This window comes from Paenarthrobacter sp. TE3676 (assembly GCF_056279165.1).
The window spans coordinates 677,357-691,659 of sequence record NZ_JBWBQU010000002.1; the positions used below are offsets into that span (position 1 = coordinate 677,357).

Genomic DNA, 14,303 nt, shown 5'->3' on the forward strand with positions numbered 1-14,303 from the left:
TCCTCAGGTAAGGGTGATGGGTGGTTTTGCCGTGATCTCTCCCGAAGCGTTCCGGGTGACCAAGGGCTGGGTGTAGGTGATCGTCCCGTGCGTGACGCTGTACGCATCGACCACACCCGGGAAATCCTCAGAAGGCGTGCCGGCGTAGGTACCGGCAGTCCCGTCAGGCCACAAGACCGCAGCGGCCATCGGTGCCCCGTCCACATCTCGAGTAATCGCACCCACCATGAGCAGCTCAGGCGTCGCGGCGAGCGCGAGGTTCTGCGCTGCGATCCAGGCGGGTTGCAGGATGGGTGCTGGGTCGAGTGTGGACGGGTCGAGTTGCACGAGTTCCGGATAGTCCACCTCGGCAACGTCGGGGACGGCCACGTAGGTGGTGCGGGTTGCGGCTCCTGGCACAAGCTCATCGACGCGCCACGCCCAATCCGGCCCGTTTGATTCCAGTTCGACGTCGGCCGTTCCATCGGAGAGCGCCACCTCGAAGGGTGTGGGCAGAACGATGGTGCCTGGCGCTTCTGTCAGGGACCGGCGCTTTGTGGGGGTGAACCTGTGGATTGCCCGGGCCGGCGTTGTAGAGCCGTCCGGTTGCGGGTTGACCAGGGAGATATGGACGGTGGTCACGTGCTACTCCTCGGTGACTGTGATAGCTGGGCGGGTGGTGATGTCGCCAGCCTCGTTGCGGGTGACCATGGGCTGGGTAAATTTCAGTACCGGGATGCCGGTCTTGGTGATGGTGTAGGAGTTCACTGCGCCCGGCCACGCCACGGAGGCCGTGCCGGAGTAAACGCCGGTGGAGCCGTCTGGCCAGACGACGTTGGCTGAGGTTGGGGCGCCGTCGCCGTTCACGACCACTGAGCCGCTGAAGAGTGCTTCCGGCGAGCGCGCGAGCTGCATGAGCGCGGCTTCCAAGTCCTCTTCCAGATCGTTGAGTCTGGCTGCGTTCAGCGGGGTGTTTCCGATGATTCCGTTGGCCCAGGTCCTGCGTGCCATTCAAATATCTCCTCCGAGAGCGCGGACAGCCGCGGTGAGCTTGTCGATCTGTTTTTGTTGGTCCTGGACAACGGGCAGGAGTGCCACGCCCAGCAGGTCGTAACGGACGCCGTCCACCTCGCCGTCGTAGCGGGTGACGATCTCGGGTAGACATTCCTCAACTTCTTCCGCGATGAGGCCGAACTCGCCCTTTGCGCCGAGGAATTGCTGTTCAGGGCCTATGAGCCTGTTGCCGTCCGCGTCCTGGGGGAACCGGTAGGTAGCCTTCCGGTCGTATCTGACCGGGCGCAGCTGGAGGACGTTGAGTGGGTCCACGTCAGCGTTGGTGACGTTTTCCTTGTACTTGATGGAGGAGACGTTCCGTCCGAAGTGGTATCCGCCATCGTTGCCCACCCAGAGGGCATAGAAGGTGCCACCGGCTACGTTGTTTGTCCACCCGTACTGCGATCCGTCAGCTTGGGCCGCGTGAGTTGCCTCTGTGGCATTTGTTGCGTTGGTGGCCGTGATCGCGTTCGTAGCGTTCACTGCGTTGGTTGCATTGGCTACGGCCGAGGTGATTTCAGTCCCTGCGTGTGAGTGGCCTGACGGTGGGAAGGTCGCCGGCTTCCCAGATACGGCATCCCATGTTGTGACCTGGTTACCGAGACGCACCCACGTGGAACCAACCAGCACTTCCACGCCATACTCACCTGGTGCAGTCTCCAGCAGCTCACCGAAGCGGGTAACAGGCGCAGCGCCGGCATCATCAAACACCGTGAAGGTTCCCGTCTCCGGATCAACCTGCACGCCTACTGTTTCGTCAGTGCGCCGGAACTGCATGAAGCCGTTGACCAGCACTCCACCAGCTGCAGCGTTGATGCCGGCCGTTGCAAGAATGTTCGCCGCACTGAATTGCTGGACACGCTGCTCCAGCTCTCGGATCCTGCGGTTGATTGCGTCCTCACCCGGGAACTGAGATCCCGGCAGTCCTGGCTGAGCCATTTAGTCGATCCCCCTCACGGCAGTTACATCAATCAGCGGAGTGATCGTCTCGTCAGTGAGCTCCCAGCCGACACAGCGAGCCGTGCCCACTAGACCATCGGGAAACTCCGGGGCCTCAATGTCGAACCCCACATCATCGCCGATGAACCAATCCAGCCCCAGCTTCGGGGCTTCGCCCCGATTAGCTGTCAACGTCATGGCCAATGAACCGTCCTTCATCGCGGCGAGCGCCCGTTGAGCGTGCGCCGTGAGGGTGGAGATGTCTTTGATGTCGCTCTCCGGGGTCCACCTGTATTCGAAGCGTGGCCGGAGGTCTGTGGTGACTTTTTGGTGTGGGGACTGCGGGCGAGCGCCTTCCGTGCCTGTGGATACGGCCATGACGTCGTTGGCGCCCTCGTCGGCTCCGAATCCTTCCACCAGTTCGGCTTCAGTGACGGAGCCGGGCAGGTAGAACTGGGCTGCCGGGCCGAGGCCTGCCGGTGGTGTTCTGCCGATTCGGTCACCGACGTATAGGACGAGGCCGAGTTTCTCCTCGTCTACCCATTCCCAACCGACGGTCCATTCTGAGCCGCCGATGAGTCCGGAGAAGTCCGTCAGTGCGGAGTACAGCGTTTTGTCGGCCGCGTCCTTCCAAGTGTTCTTGTCGCGCAGCACGCCGTTGCCGCCCACGATCTGCACGCGCATGGGGATGCCACGTTTGGTTCCCGTTGTTTTGGCGTACTTCTCCACCATGGTCTTGACGATGATGTTCTGCGCAGTGGCCGTGAAGGCCTCGTCTTCGACGTAGACGCGATCGAAGTAGCCCTCAGCTGTCACCAAGCTGAGGTCTACCCCGCTACCGACCTTCCGCGTCCGACGAATGATCAGACCACCCCAGAGGGGCACGCCGCGAGGTTCGTTCTCTTCCGGCTCGGAAAGGGCCACCAAGAATGCGGCGCCCTTCCGCGTAGCCTCCCGCCAGTTCTCAGGGGCGCCATCCATCGGCAGATTCGCCGTCTGAGACTCGTACCGCATCAGCGTCTGCTTGAGAGCGCCGCCCACGGACAGCGTTGGGAGGTCCGCAATGATCGCGCCGTCATTTGCATCCACGGCAACCCAAGAAATGGCCAAGTGAGCCCCCTACGTTTGGAAGCTACGCTTCGTGTTTCCCCTGGTAGGCCGGCGCCTTGGCGGAGCCCAAAGTGATTCGTGTCAGCCAGTCCGGCAGGCGCGGTTCTAGCCAACGCCAGAACGCATACCAGGCGCCGATCAGTAGCGCGGAGATGATCGGCAAGAGCACCTCCGCGTAGGCGAGCAGGTCCTCACGGAGCGGCTCCAGGACTGGCACGAGTGCGAGGAGCCAGCCGATAAACGAACCCCACAGGGCAGGGACGATGGTTCGCAGAATGGACGTGAACATGCTCAGCCCTTCGCTTCCACGGCCTGCTGGATCTCATCCAGGCGGGCCAGAATCTTGAGGTCATTCTTGTTGGTCAGGCTAGGCAGAGATTCGCCGCCGACGATGGACTTGTTGGTCCCCTCGTTGTTGAAGATGGCCTCATGAATCGCATCCACTTTCTTGCAGGCCACCTCGATCTTGACGAACATGTCAGAGATGGTCGGGCCTCCGGTGTAGGCCGGGTAATTCAGGAATGTGTGCATATCGGGCATGTCGTCGTCCTCCTGGGGTTTTGTGGTGATGGAGCCTGCCGGGCCAAGTGAGGCACCGGCAGTCAGGTCCGGGTATTCGCTGCAATAGATCGCTGGATCAACCCGGCCGTATGTGCCGTTGTTGTAGTTGGGGCGCGGTGGGATGACCTCAAAATGCGAGTGAGGGCCAGTGGTCCACATCCCGGAGTTGCCGCTTAGTGCAATGAGCTGACCCTTGCGGACGCGCTGGCCTCGGTTCACCAGCGTTTCCGACAGGTGCGCCACGATGAAAAGTGGCCCGTCGTCAGCCTGTACACCGACCGTGAGGCCGCCGCCGGCTGTCATGAGCCATCGATTGTCCGAGCCGTCCAAAGTCAGCCAGAACTGCTCGAACTCGATATATCCATCAGCCGGCGCATAGACCGGCGTGCCGATGGGCACTGCCCGATCCTCGCCGGTGTGCCCACGAACAGGGTTCACACCGCCTGGCGCGGAACCGAACGTGCGGAGGATCCCGGCAACGTACGAGATCGGCCATTTGGATTCGTGTGGGTATGCATACTTGCCCATCGGGGCCTCCTTTACTTGGGTAGTTCGGTCAGGAGCGGCGGCCATGCAGGGAACTCGTCCTTGTCAGTGCCGTGCTCTTCGGTGCAGAAACGCCGCACGCGGGAGGTGTACTCCTCAGTGCGGCGGCGGTTCAGCGCCTCCAGCTCAGCCCTGTCTCGCTCCCGCTCTGCGTCCTTCCACGCCTCATTCCGTTGGTCTTTCAGCGTTGTGTTCCGTGCACGCTCACGGCCAGCTGAGCCATTGAAGTACTTGATCAGACCGTTTGTCAGCGCAAGAAGAGCGCCAGTGCTACCCACCGTCGTGATGATCGTGATGAGCAGTTGAGTGGGATCCATGCGTGCCTACTTTTCAGGGTCATAGGCGTAATGCCGGATTTTCACGAGACGTGCAGCGAACGCGAGTAGCGCGAAGATCGCGAAGCAAAGAGTCGCGATGCGAGTGCTCACCTGCGTCACCGGCAGGGCTGCCACCGCAACCCCGTAGATGGATATCGCTGTCATGCAGAAGCCGGTCGCGGCCCGTTCCAACCACCAGATTCCAGGAAGAACAGAAGCTGATCCGATGGCCCCGCCGATGAGGAGCAGCGCACCCCAGACGATGACCAGACTGCCGATGCTGGACTGCACGGAGCGTGGAGGGTCTATAGCCACCGCCAAGCCAAGGACGCTGATTGCTAGGTACGCGAAGAAGTAGATCACAGACAGTGCCCGCGGTTCTTGGACCTTGAGCCAGAGGTTACGCAACGTGAGCATCATGCGTTCCATCCGATCCCGTCAAGCGGCCAGAGCATCTTCCCAACGACCTGCGAAGGGACTGGCACAAAGAAGCTGACGCGGATCTGTCCGGCGAGAGTCACCCACATGTTGCAGACGTAGCCACCAGGCGCGACTTGAAAGAGTGGGGACCTGCTGGAAGGACGGAAGCCTGCCGGTACGGTGCCGATGATGTACTCCGTGTTCGCCAAGAACGTGATGGGCACGTTGTTGGCGATCGCGCCCTGGCCCGATATGCGGCGCCCGTTGCGGGTCACAGCCGCGTCGGCCAACGTGGCATCGTAGTAGGTCCCAGCGTTCCGGTATTCCGGCGGGGCGCCGGCCGCGAACGTGATTGGTGCGGGGGTCTCGTCCTGCCACCCGGTTGCGTCGCGGACATCGAGCGGACGCCCGGGGAGATCCATGCGCCGTACAACCAAGCCGTCATATGCGGACAGCTCGCCGCGCTCCGTCAGACCCGAAACCGGCTGGATGCCTCCAGCCGAAACGAACACCGCCGGGTTGCGAACCACTGTCGGTGATCCTGCTCCGACTTGCGGAACCGTGATCGTCCCTACCAAGAAGCTTCGTTCCGGAAGATCCGGGGCTTCCGGAGTCGCTGACGGCGTGCCGGCCAGGTACGCCACGGGAGCGCTAAGAGCGCCTGACCCGTCCCCGGAGGAATCGTCGTTGACCTGAATGTAGACGATGTCTTTCCGCGGGAGCGTCGAGTTAGCGGCGACGAGACCACCGGAGATGTTTTGATCAGATGCCCATCGGTACGACCCTTGAGCGGTGGTCGCCTTCGGCGAGATCGCGAGCGCACAGGGTTGCAGCGTCCACGTGGTCGAGCTGGCCGTCAGGACATTCCCGGTCCCTGGGCGAAAGCCAGACCGGGCAGCCAACGGCAAACCAGAGCCGCCGCCGTACATGACAGCGTTCGCCTGACGCTCGTTCGACGCCGAGTAGGCCGGAACGTCGGTGCCCTCCGCCGCGTCCATAGGCTGGCAAGTAATAGTCATCTCAGCTCCAAGCCGGTTTCGTGAGTATGGTCAGTTGCGCGGTAGCCGAGTAATTGGCTGCGCTGAATGCAATGTCGTTATCCCCTGGATCCAGAGAGAACCAGCCGCGGGAAGTGATGTACCCCTGCCTTGCCGACTGGCCTTGCGCGAGAACCTCGCGTCGGTCCATGTCCACGGTGACGAACTCGCCCGAAGCCAGCGCCAGCGCCGAAGCAAACGTGAGCGCTCGTTTCTTGCCTGTGTGGGTCACAGTCCAGCCACCGGCGGGGATTGGCCCGTCGATACGCAGCCAGACCGGGGCTTGGGTGTTTCCCGGGTTGTGGATACGAACCCGTCCGGTGTTGGAAACGCCTGTGTAGACCATGGGGTAGGTGGCCGGGTATGTCCGGCCCCCTCTCGCGAAGGGCAGCAGCGTCGATGCGGACTCGAGGTCTCCGAACTTGCGGGGGTCCTTGCCGAACACCTGAATGCTGAACGTGGCCGTGAACCCGTCCCTGAGGGTGTCTGTCAGGATCTCGTCCTGACGCTGCACCTGCATGTGACGGACCCTGCCAGACTCCGAAACCAGCAGAGTGAACGGGTCCACACTGACGGCCGCGTTGAGCCTGTCGATAGCGAAGGACAGTGCCTCAGGCGATCGCGCCCGGATCTTGCCCTCCATAGGCAGGACCTTGCCTGTCAGGAACCCCTCAGTTGTTGTCGTCCCGTTGCCGCGAGCGCGTTGGTTGAACTGGGCGGTGGAGGCCGGCGAGCCCAGCCAGCCGGGGTTCTTCTCCACCGCCCATATCGTGCCGTCTTCATCTACCCAGTTCATGAGCAGGTCACCCAAAGCAATGGGTGACCTGCCCTGAAGTTCCGGGAGCGTTGTTCCCGGAAACAGCAACCTGGACGGGTAGGTGATCGGGGATGGGTAAGGCATGTCAGGCCCCTCCTATGGTGCTAGTGCGCCGAGGCGCCTGACGACAGCAGCCGACGTCCCGTTGGGGTCAGTCACTTCATTGATGGTGACTTCGATGTGTTGGCCAGCCCCTACAGCCGCCGCAGTACCGCTCAGCCCGCCGGCACCACCCACACCAGTTACGTTCGGGATAGTCACCAGCCGCTTAGCGGCCTCTGCCACGGACTTCACTTTGTCGAGGATGCCCAGGCGGGCGCCCTCACCGACCTGTTGGCCAACCTCGAACCGGAATCGCCGGGACGGTGACTTGATGCCAAGGAATCCCTTGACGCCATCGAGCATTGCCCCGCCGACGTCCTTGATGGCCTGCACGGCGCCGTCGATCATTCCCTTGGCGCCGTTGATCAGGCCTTGGACGATGTTCTTACCGACGTCCACAAGCCAGGTGCTGGCACCGGATAGGGCACTCATGATCTTCCCCGGGAGGTCGTTGAAGAACCCGAGGAAACCGGAGATGAACCCGGAGACGCCGTTAGTGATGTTCCGCCAAGTGTCAGCGAAGAACGATCCGATTCCCCCCAGAACGGACGAGACGACGTTTCCGACGATGCTCAGCCCCGCCTGAATGACAGAACCGACAATCTGAATAGCTCCCCGGACAACTGCGACGATGGTGTTCCAAATACCGCCGAAGATGTTCTGGATCCCGGACCAAACCTGCGACCAGTTCCCGGAAATAATCCCGGTGACTACCTGGATGATGCCTTGCACGATCTGCATCGCCGCTTTGATCACTTCGGCAATCACGCCAAAGACCGTCACCACAACAGGCATCAGAGCCTGAATCACCGGAATCAGGAGATCCATGATCTGGGTGATCAGCGGAGCGATCGCCGCAATGACCATGCTGAAGATGCTGATCAGCGGAGGCATGATCGAAGTGACCAGGCTGATGATGATCGGCGCGAGCTGAGACACCAGCGTAGTGATGAGCGGGAGCACCGCTCCCAGAACCATACTGATCACCGGAGAGAGCATGGTGAACGCGTCGCCCAACATCGAGATCAGGCTGACGATGCTCGGCATGATCGCGATGAACACTCCGCTGAGCACACCGACCAGTGTCTGAATCAACGGCTGAACGGTTGTCAGCGCTGAGCCCAGAACGCCGGCGAGCGCCATGCCCAGCTGCCCTATCGCAGCGGCTAGAACCGGAAGGACCGGTTGCAGAGCTTGGAACAGCAGCCCGATTGGTGAGAAGGACTGAAACAGCCCCAGCACCGTTGGGACCAGCGCACCGAAGGCCTCAAAGACTGGTCTGACAGCGTTGGCGAGCTGCTCCATGAAGCCGGGGAAACCGGATGAGGTTACGTCACCGTCTGCTGCTTTCCAGGCAGCGCCGAAGGCTCGGAAGCCTCCGCCTACCTCTTGGGCCGCGTCCCGGATGCTGAACAGGAACCCGACGAAACCAGAGTCTTCCTCGACGTTGAACGCTTCACGCAAGTTGGTGGTGAAGTCGCCATTGGCGAAGACATCTATCAGGCCAGAAGCGGCCTTGCCTGTCCACTCAAAGGCCTTGCCGAGTCCGCCGGAGACGAGGTTGATGGCACCGGTGATGCCGGGCTTCATCTTGTCCAGGGCGCCCATCAGGCCCGAGTTGATCGTGGCAGTGAGGTTACCGAGCGCGCCTTCGTAGGTCTTGGTGGACTTGGCGGCCTCCACCGCAACGGGATCGTTGCCGAGCTTCATCAGCGCGGCGTTGAACTCGTCCGCGGTGATCTCACCGGCGGCCATCGCGTCACGGAAGTTTCCGGTGTAAGCGCCGGCCTCCTCGAGCGAGCGCATCAACGGACCAGCTGCACCAGGGATGGCGTCAGCCATCTGGTTCCAGTTCTCCGTCGTGAGCTTGCCCGCGCCGGCGGTCTGGGTCATGACCATGGCCACTGACTTGAAGGTGTCAGCGTTGCCGCCGGCTACGGCGTTGAGGTTACCCGCAGCCTTCGTCAGGCCGGTGTAGTCCTGCACGCCGTTGGATGCCAGCTGCGCGATGGTGTTCTGAATGGTTGGCAGATCAAATACGGTCTGATCCGCGTAGTCCTTCGCCGCCTTGGACGCGGCATCGATAGCCGAGGTGTCGAGTCCGGCGAAGTCCATCGTGGCTTTGAACTTGTCCGTAGCATCGCTGGCCCGCGCCGCCTCAGCAACAAAGCCACCGAACACGCCTGCACTGGCCAAGGCGATGGCCGGACCTACGAGAGCTTTGAAGCCCCTACCGAACCGTCCGCCAGCGTCTTGGCCTGCTTTGTCAGCAGCGGCAGCGGCTTTGTTGCCTTCGTCGTCCACGGCGCTCTTGGCCGCCCCGGAAAGCTTTGACTTCAGGCTCTGCCAGCCCCGCCCGAAGCGGCCGGCAGCCTGCTCGCCCGAAGATCCGGCGGAGTCCATCGCCTCAGCCAGTTTCGTCTGGGACTGCCGCAGCTGGTCCGATGCCGCAATGGTTTTTCCGCTGGCCTCGGACAGCTTCCGTTTCGCTGTCGCCAGACGCTCTTCTGCGGCGATAACGCGAGCGCTACCCTGCTCGCCCCTGGCGCGGGCCTCGTTGAGCGCTGCTTCGGCTACGCGGACTTTGCCAGTGGCGTCCTGCTCCTGGAGACGTGCCGCTGAGAGTGCCTTCGCGCCGGATGCGATCTGTGCATTGAGCTTCTTGACCAGCGCTTGGCCGGGATCACCCGCGCCGGCGCTGAACGCGGAGCTGAACGTTTTGCCGCCCTCGCGTCCAGCGCCAGCAACCTCTGAGTTGACTGAAGACCGGAACCCCCGAAATGTGGGGAAGATTGCTACTTGACCGGACCCGACTTCAGACACCAGCGGCCCCCTTATTTAGTTCTGATTTGCCCGAAGGCGCTGTACTGCCTCAGTTGCGCCTCAGCTCGGGCGCGTTCCTCGGGGGTGACTTCTTCAACCGGCGCCTCAGTGGGCCATGGCCAGTCGGGGACAAACGGCGGAGTGTCCTTGTCCCGGTTTGCGTTGAACTCCCGGGTGAATGAGGCTGTGGCCATCATTTCCCCGCGGGTCATCGGGAAGGACCATCCGGCGAGCGCAGCGAACAGGCGCGAGCCCATGTCCAGGGCTATTTGCTCGGCAAGCTCAACTGCCTCCCAGACGGGCAAGGACTCGCCAATGTCCTCAACCGAGATGCCTAGCTTTCGGAAGTCGTAGGCGATTGCTCCTCGGTGCTCTCCGAGGAGTCCGACGAGCCAACGGATTTTCCCATGCTCACCTGGAACCGCTTCGAAAGGGCCTCGCTGTATTCCGTGAGGATCTCGCCGGCCTCGGGAGCGTCCAGTTCATCCAAGGCTTTGTTGTCGGCTTCGCTGAAGATCTCCGACATAAAGAATTCGAACTCTTCGTACTGGGTTTTCTGTTCACCGCCCATGAGCTTGCGGATGGTTCCAAACTTGACCGAGAGCGGCAGGGAAAGCTCGCCGTTTTCGGTTTGGCATTTGAGGGCGTTCTCGACAACGAGGAACTTGGGCTTGGGTGCTGCTTCCTGCTTGGTCATTGCTACTCCTAATGGGTGCGATGGGTTTGATGGGTTAAAAGCTGTGGTCCCGCGCTCACCCATCGAGAGCACGGGACCACAGGTCTAAGGAGCCGGAGGGCTAAGGGGTGACGGGCAGCGGGATCAGCCATTCGCCCAGGTGCTGGTTTTCCAGCTCCGGTGCGCGGGAAATCGAGAACGTGACTTCGTAGCCAAGAACCTTGCCGCGCTCGGACTTGTCTTCCTTGACCGACTTCACACCGACGTTGGCAGCCACGCGCCGGCGGATCACGCCGTTCTTGAAGATCTCCTCGGTGAAGGCCACGTACCTGGTGGACGTTCCGCCGCCGTCGATGGTCATGTAGCCATTCGCGTCCGCAGTCTTGCCACGGATGATCTGGCGCACCGTCTCGTCGGTCTGGGCGAACTTGACCTTCAGTTCAACGTTGGCGAGGCCGGACGGGATGGAGTATCCCTCCTGCCAGAAGGTGATCGCGTCGCCGTCGGCCTCCATGGTCCACTCAAAGCCGCCGTCCTCCGTGAGAAGACCCGGGATCTTGAAATCGACCGGAAGTTCGTAATCGAGAGCCTTACCGGCCACAGGGGTCGGGACAGCCGTCCCGAAAGGTGCAAAGCCGATGTGACCGGTTACCGGTACACCAACAGCTTCGACGTCGTTGCCGAGTTCATCAGCAGCCATTATTTGCCTCCAAATAGAAAAAACCATCCACAGGCGTGAATGGCTGGTTGATTGGTTTAGGTTGTTGCTTTAGGTGAGTGCCTTGCCGGCTACTGACAGCTCGGCCGTCATGTAACGCCGGGGCTTGCCTGACTCGTCGGGGACCTTGTACGGGCCGTTGAAGCCGAGCACAGCAGCTACTGGGTTGCCCGGCTCTACGCGAGCGCAGCCCTTCACTATGGCCTTGACCAGGTAAGCGAGGTTTGTGGCTGTCTCACCCTCGGTAGGGTCTTCGTCAGTCAGGACCGTGATTCCGACCGTTGGTTCATTCGTGACGATAGAGACGTCGGGGCCGCCGTCATCTCGGACGATCACCGACTTAGGCCGCGCCGGGTCGGGAAATTCGTTGCTCACGAACACATCAGAAGCGAGTGCAGATCCGATGGCCTCCAGCTCTCGACGAATAAACCCGGTAAGGAACTCCTCAAGGTCAGAGTGGATCACGCGGCTACCCACTCTTCTTCACCTGGTTCAAAGCCCGGGCAAGGTTGCCCGTCTTGGACTCGACCAGCAACGCAATAGGGCTATCCGCAATTACGAGCGCCGCGTTACGGCGGCCGCGGCGAACAACCTCCACTCGGATACTGTTCGCATACGCGTTGCTGTCCCTCGGAGCCGATGCACGGGCGGCGGCCGCGATCCGGTTGGCCTTCTCCACACACAAGCCGGTCACGGCCGGCGAGCGCCCGAGCTGCTCAAAGAATGAATCGTTGAAGTCCACACCGGCCATCAGCCCACCACCTTCGTCACACGGAACTCAACGCCGGGATTCCAGCCAGTGAGCGCGTTGCGCCAGTCAGCAACCTCACCCTCAACCTGCCAGAGCCCAGATCGCGCCCTGATCCGATCCTGGGGAAGCACATCCGTACCTGGAGCGCAGTAGAGACTCATCGCCGTGGTTACGGTGTTCCGATTCTCCGTCTGCGTCTCAACACTGCTGGACGGGGCAATGGCGCAACCTTCAATGTCGATCGTGGCCGGGTCCGTCCAGTCCCGTTTGGTGGCTTCGCCCGAGTACTTGTCATTCACGAGTGGGGCCCGTTCCCGAACCGCCGTCTCGCCGTTCGCCAGGGGAAACATCAGCACCGCCCTTCCGGCCATACGAACAGGCCCTCATAGCGGCCTGAGGGTGGCGAGTGGAAAACCGGAAGGGCTGCGCTGCGCCCTTCGAACACTTCCACCATCCAGCCGTGGATCTCGGTCGGATTGGTGCTGCCAGCCAGCAGTGTGGCTGACCGCGACATTGGCCCAACACCTTCTGAGAAGGACTTCGCACCCCGTATGGGCGGAACATCCACCGCGCTGAGGACCATCTGCACCACGACGTCAGAGACGTCATCCGCAGTCAGGTAATCGTCAGGGTTGAGAATGCGTTGATCGACGTCGGGCCAACGACGCCGGATGGCGCGAGAAGCCTGGCCGAGGTAGTACTCCGCCCTTGGCTTCTCCACAGAGTTGAGTGAACGCCATGCCTGCTCGATCGTTGGAATTGTTGCCAGATCAGTAGCCATGGCGTCCACCTCCTCTTACTTCGCTGGGGTTGTCTTGGCAGCTGTAACCTTCGCCACTTCGGCCGCCGTTCTAGCGTCAGCTGCTTCCTTGGCATCAGCAGCTGCTTTCGCGTCAGCTTCCGCTTTCGCCTTTGCGGCAGCAGCTGCCTTGGCTTCGGCGGCTGCTTTGGCCTTCGCTGCCTTGGCGGCGATCTCTTCCTCGGTAGGCCCGTCCTGAACGGTTACCTTCTCGATGAGGTTGGCCGTCTCCAAACGGTCCAACTGGTCCTGCTCAACGCCCTCCGGAATCACACTGCCACCTGTAAGGATGCGTGCCACTCGGTTTCCGGATGCGGGGCCGATGGAGACCTTCACAACCTTGGCTTTAGCTCGGTAGAAAGTTGCCATCTCTTAGGCCTCCGTTCCGGTAAGAACGACCCCGGCGAGCGGGTTCGTAACGACAGGCACGTGCGGGTTGCGTGCCTGGATGCGGGTCTTGTCCGACCTCTCGCGGAAAGAAGCGATCTCCACGCCCGTGTCCCCACCGACAGGCTTGTACTCCGGCGACGGGATGTTTTCGCGGGCGATACCGCCAAGGCGACGGCGGTCCACGAACATGGGGTTCGTGAAGTCGTCGTCGTCAGCAGGTACCCAGGTAATGCCCGAGATCGTTGGGAAATTGCCGGTCAGTGCCGTGTTGTCGTTGTCCGGAAGGACGTCGAGCAATTCGGGGAGGACGTCGGCGTACTGCTCGCCGGGCAACACCACTGTGTCGATGGAGTAGCCCAGCTTGAGCTTGCGCGTGGCAGCCTGGACGCGCAGTGCATCCCGCAGGATCGTCTTGCCATTGGTCCACGGAGCGCTGGCGGCCAGCGTCCGCGTTACGGACGACAAGATGACTCCAAGAGCGATCTCATTGGCGCTGAAGACCATCTCGGTCTGGAGGAACGTCATCGCGTCATCGACAGGCTGGCGCAGGCTGCGGCCAATTTCCTCGTCCGCGATCTCGGTTGCGAGGCCTTCCTTCGACCCCGTGTACAGCTCGTACTGCTCACGGCTCATAGTCGTGAGCTTGTACTCTGCACCGGGAGCCACCGTCTCGGCGCCGCGTTCGGTTCGGATCGTCTCGTTAGACGGAACCGCGATTGCTCCACCCTGAAGGGTGTAACGACCTTGCAGGAGGAAGTTTCCGATGAACTGCTGGGCGTTGAGGATTTCTCCAAGGCGCCGGGCAAGAAGAGTCGGAGATTTGACGAAAGCGATCAGGTCCGTAGCGCTGGCTGCTGCCAGCTGGCTCGGAGTGTAAGGGTAGGTCAACATTCTCTGTAGTCCTTTCTTAGAACTCGAGGACCTGTACGGCTGCGCCGTCGGCCGCGGAAGTGAGAGCGAGGCCGATGGCGGTGCCAGCTGCCAGTGTGCGGATCTTGCCCGCGCCGGCCGTCTCTACCCTCTGGCCGCGAGTTACAGCGCCAAGAGCGGTCAGAGAATGGATGGGCTTGTTGACCTCAACAGTCACCTTGTCGCCAACCGCTGCGTCGTGGCCGGCAACGCCGACGTACTTCGCAGAAGCAGCGGCAGCGGGGGCCACGGAGCGGTCAGCCGCTCCGACCTCAACCGGATGTCCTCCGGTTACTGCCGTGGTGACATCGAACGTGACAGTCTCTCCTGGACGGAAGATCGGCAAGTACTGCATT

At 61.7% G+C, this 14,303-nt stretch carries 21 protein-coding genes; all 21 read right to left on the bottom strand.

Going from position 1 to position 14,303, the window contains the following annotated elements; translation table 11 throughout:
• Nucleotides 1-3: 3 nt before the first annotated feature.
• Nucleotides 4-621, bottom strand: a complete 618-nt coding sequence (locus tag ACZ881_RS07125) for a hypothetical protein (protein ID WP_476113650.1) — start codon at nt 619-621, stop codon at nt 4-6.
• A 3-nt stretch (nt 622-624) separates the two neighbouring features.
• On the bottom strand, nt 625-990 hold the full coding sequence (locus ACZ881_RS07130) for a hypothetical protein (RefSeq protein ID WP_476113652.1): 366 nt from the start codon (nt 988-990) through the stop codon (nt 625-627).
• The gene (locus ACZ881_RS07135) at nt 991-1,971 is read right to left on the bottom strand and encodes a tail fiber domain-containing protein (RefSeq protein ID WP_476113654.1); all 981 of its coding nucleotides are present in this window, start codon (nt 1,969-1,971) and stop codon (nt 991-993) included.
• Entirely contained in the window at nt 1,972-3,081 is a 1,110-nt protein-coding gene (locus ACZ881_RS07140; RefSeq protein WP_476113656.1) for a hypothetical protein, read from the bottom strand.
• Nucleotides 3,082-3,103: 22 nt separating this feature from the next.
• The gene (locus ACZ881_RS07145) at nt 3,104-3,370 is read right to left on the bottom strand and encodes a hypothetical protein (RefSeq protein WP_476113658.1); all 267 of its coding nucleotides are present in this window, start codon (nt 3,368-3,370) and stop codon (nt 3,104-3,106) included.
• A 2-nt stretch (nt 3,371-3,372) separates the two neighbouring features.
• Nucleotides 3,373-4,170, bottom strand: a complete 798-nt coding sequence (locus ACZ881_RS07150; RefSeq protein WP_476113660.1) for a M23 family metallopeptidase — start codon at nt 4,168-4,170, stop codon at nt 3,373-3,375.
• Between the two features lie 11 nt (nt 4,171-4,181).
• On the bottom strand, nt 4,182-4,505 hold the full coding sequence (locus ACZ881_RS07155; RefSeq protein ID WP_476113662.1) for a hypothetical protein: 324 nt from the start codon (nt 4,503-4,505) through the stop codon (nt 4,182-4,184).
• A 6-nt stretch (nt 4,506-4,511) separates the two neighbouring features.
• Nucleotides 4,512-4,925, bottom strand: a complete 414-nt coding sequence (locus ACZ881_RS07160; RefSeq protein ID WP_476113665.1) for a hypothetical protein — start codon at nt 4,923-4,925, stop codon at nt 4,512-4,514.
• Entirely contained in the window at nt 4,922-5,944 is a 1,023-nt protein-coding gene (locus tag ACZ881_RS07165) for a hypothetical protein (protein WP_476113668.1), read from the bottom strand. Before ACZ881_RS07165 ends, ACZ881_RS07160 begins: the two co-directional genes overlap by 4 nt.
• A gap of 1 nt (nt 5,945) precedes the next feature.
• Complete coding sequence (locus ACZ881_RS07170; protein ID WP_476113670.1) at nt 5,946-6,863, bottom strand: phage distal tail protein; 918 nt, start codon at nt 6,861-6,863, stop codon at nt 5,946-5,948.
• A 12-nt stretch (nt 6,864-6,875) separates the two neighbouring features.
• On the bottom strand, nt 6,876-9,704 hold the full coding sequence (locus ACZ881_RS07175; RefSeq protein ID WP_476113672.1) for a phage tail protein: 2,829 nt from the start codon (nt 9,702-9,704) through the stop codon (nt 6,876-6,878).
• An 11-nt stretch (nt 9,705-9,715) separates the two neighbouring features.
• Complete coding sequence (locus ACZ881_RS07180) at nt 9,716-10,009, bottom strand: hypothetical protein (RefSeq protein ID WP_420179689.1); 294 nt, start codon at nt 10,007-10,009, stop codon at nt 9,716-9,718.
• 29 nt (nt 10,010-10,038) lie between these two features.
• On the bottom strand, nt 10,039-10,401 hold the full coding sequence (locus ACZ881_RS07185; RefSeq protein WP_476113675.1) for a hypothetical protein: 363 nt from the start codon (nt 10,399-10,401) through the stop codon (nt 10,039-10,041).
• A 100-nt stretch (nt 10,402-10,501) separates the two neighbouring features.
• The gene (locus ACZ881_RS07190; RefSeq protein ID WP_476113677.1) at nt 10,502-11,080 is read right to left on the bottom strand and encodes a phage tail tube protein; all 579 of its coding nucleotides are present in this window, start codon (nt 11,078-11,080) and stop codon (nt 10,502-10,504) included.
• A gap of 69 nt (nt 11,081-11,149) precedes the next feature.
• A complete protein-coding gene (locus tag ACZ881_RS07195; protein ID WP_476113680.1) occupies nt 11,150-11,563 on the bottom strand; it encodes a hypothetical protein in 414 nt (137 codons plus the stop codon).
• Between the two features lie 4 nt (nt 11,564-11,567).
• Nucleotides 11,568-11,849, bottom strand: a complete 282-nt coding sequence (locus tag ACZ881_RS07200; RefSeq protein WP_476113682.1) for a hypothetical protein — start codon at nt 11,847-11,849, stop codon at nt 11,568-11,570.
• Complete coding sequence (locus tag ACZ881_RS07205) at nt 11,849-12,199, bottom strand: hypothetical protein (RefSeq protein ID WP_476113685.1); 351 nt, start codon at nt 12,197-12,199, stop codon at nt 11,849-11,851. Before ACZ881_RS07205 ends, ACZ881_RS07200 begins: the two co-directional genes overlap by 1 nt.
• On the bottom strand, nt 12,199-12,630 hold the full coding sequence (locus ACZ881_RS07210; protein ID WP_476113688.1) for a hypothetical protein: 432 nt from the start codon (nt 12,628-12,630) through the stop codon (nt 12,199-12,201). The genes ACZ881_RS07205 and ACZ881_RS07210 overlap by 1 nt, the downstream gene beginning before the upstream one ends.
• A gap of 15 nt (nt 12,631-12,645) precedes the next feature.
• Nucleotides 12,646-13,017 carry a hypothetical protein gene (locus ACZ881_RS07215; RefSeq protein WP_476113690.1) on the bottom strand — a complete coding sequence of 124 codons (372 nt, stop codon included), beginning with the start codon at nt 13,015-13,017 and terminating at the stop codon, nt 12,646-12,648.
• A 3-nt stretch (nt 13,018-13,020) separates the two neighbouring features.
• Nucleotides 13,021-13,929, bottom strand: a complete 909-nt coding sequence (locus ACZ881_RS07220; protein ID WP_476113692.1) for a phage major capsid protein — start codon at nt 13,927-13,929, stop codon at nt 13,021-13,023.
• A gap of 16 nt (nt 13,930-13,945) precedes the next feature.
• A complete protein-coding gene (locus tag ACZ881_RS07225) occupies nt 13,946-14,302 on the bottom strand; it encodes a capsid cement protein (RefSeq protein WP_476113694.1) in 357 nt (118 codons plus the stop codon).
• Nucleotide 14,303: the final 1 nt, after the last annotated feature.

What these genes read in the sequence shown, in the direction of transcription:
- ACZ881_RS07130 (WP_476113652.1), bottom strand. Translation starts at nt 990, where the DNA reads ATGGCACGCAGGACCTGGGCCAACGGAATCATCGGAAACACCCCGCTG.
- ACZ881_RS07135 (WP_476113654.1), bottom strand. Translation starts at nt 1,971, where the DNA reads ATGGCTCAGCCAGGACTGCCGGGATCTCAGTTCCCGGGTGAGGACGCA.
- ACZ881_RS07145 (WP_476113658.1), bottom strand. Translation starts at nt 3,370, where the DNA reads ATGTTCACGTCCATTCTGCGAACCATCGTCCCTGCCCTGTGGGGTTCG.
- ACZ881_RS07150 (WP_476113660.1), bottom strand. Translation starts at nt 4,170, where the DNA reads ATGGGCAAGTATGCATACCCACACGAATCCAAATGGCCGATCTCGTAC.
- ACZ881_RS07155 (WP_476113662.1), bottom strand. Translation starts at nt 4,505, where the DNA reads ATGGATCCCACTCAACTGCTCATCACGATCATCACGACGGTGGGTAGC.
- ACZ881_RS07160 (WP_476113665.1), bottom strand. Translation starts at nt 4,925, where the DNA reads ATGATGCTCACGTTGCGTAACCTCTGGCTCAAGGTCCAAGAACCGCGG.
- ACZ881_RS07165 (WP_476113668.1), bottom strand. Translation starts at nt 5,944, where the DNA reads ATGACTATTACTTGCCAGCCTATGGACGCGGCGGAGGGCACCGACGTT.
- ACZ881_RS07170 (WP_476113670.1), bottom strand. Translation starts at nt 6,863, where the DNA reads ATGCCTTACCCATCCCCGATCACCTACCCGTCCAGGTTGCTGTTTCCG.
- ACZ881_RS07185 (WP_476113675.1), bottom strand. Translation starts at nt 10,401, where the DNA reads ATGACCAAGCAGGAAGCAGCACCCAAGCCCAAGTTCCTCGTTGTCGAG.
- ACZ881_RS07190 (WP_476113677.1), bottom strand. Translation starts at nt 11,080, where the DNA reads ATGGCTGCTGATGAACTCGGCAACGACGTCGAAGCTGTTGGTGTACCG.
- ACZ881_RS07200 (WP_476113682.1), bottom strand. Translation starts at nt 11,849, where the DNA reads ATGGCCGGTGTGGACTTCAACGATTCATTCTTTGAGCAGCTCGGGCGC.
- ACZ881_RS07205 (WP_476113685.1), bottom strand. Translation starts at nt 12,199, where the DNA reads ATGTTTCCCCTGGCGAACGGCGAGACGGCGGTTCGGGAACGGGCCCCA.
- ACZ881_RS07210 (WP_476113688.1), bottom strand. Translation starts at nt 12,630, where the DNA reads ATGGCTACTGATCTGGCAACAATTCCAACGATCGAGCAGGCATGGCGT.
- ACZ881_RS07215 (WP_476113690.1), bottom strand. Translation starts at nt 13,017, where the DNA reads ATGGCAACTTTCTACCGAGCTAAAGCCAAGGTTGTGAAGGTCTCCATC.
- ACZ881_RS07220 (WP_476113692.1), bottom strand. Translation starts at nt 13,929, where the DNA reads ATGTTGACCTACCCTTACACTCCGAGCCAGCTGGCAGCAGCCAGCGCT.
- ACZ881_RS07225 (WP_476113694.1), bottom strand. Translation starts at nt 14,302, where the DNA reads ATGCAGTACTTGCCGATCTTCCGTCCAGGAGAGACTGTCACGTTCGAT.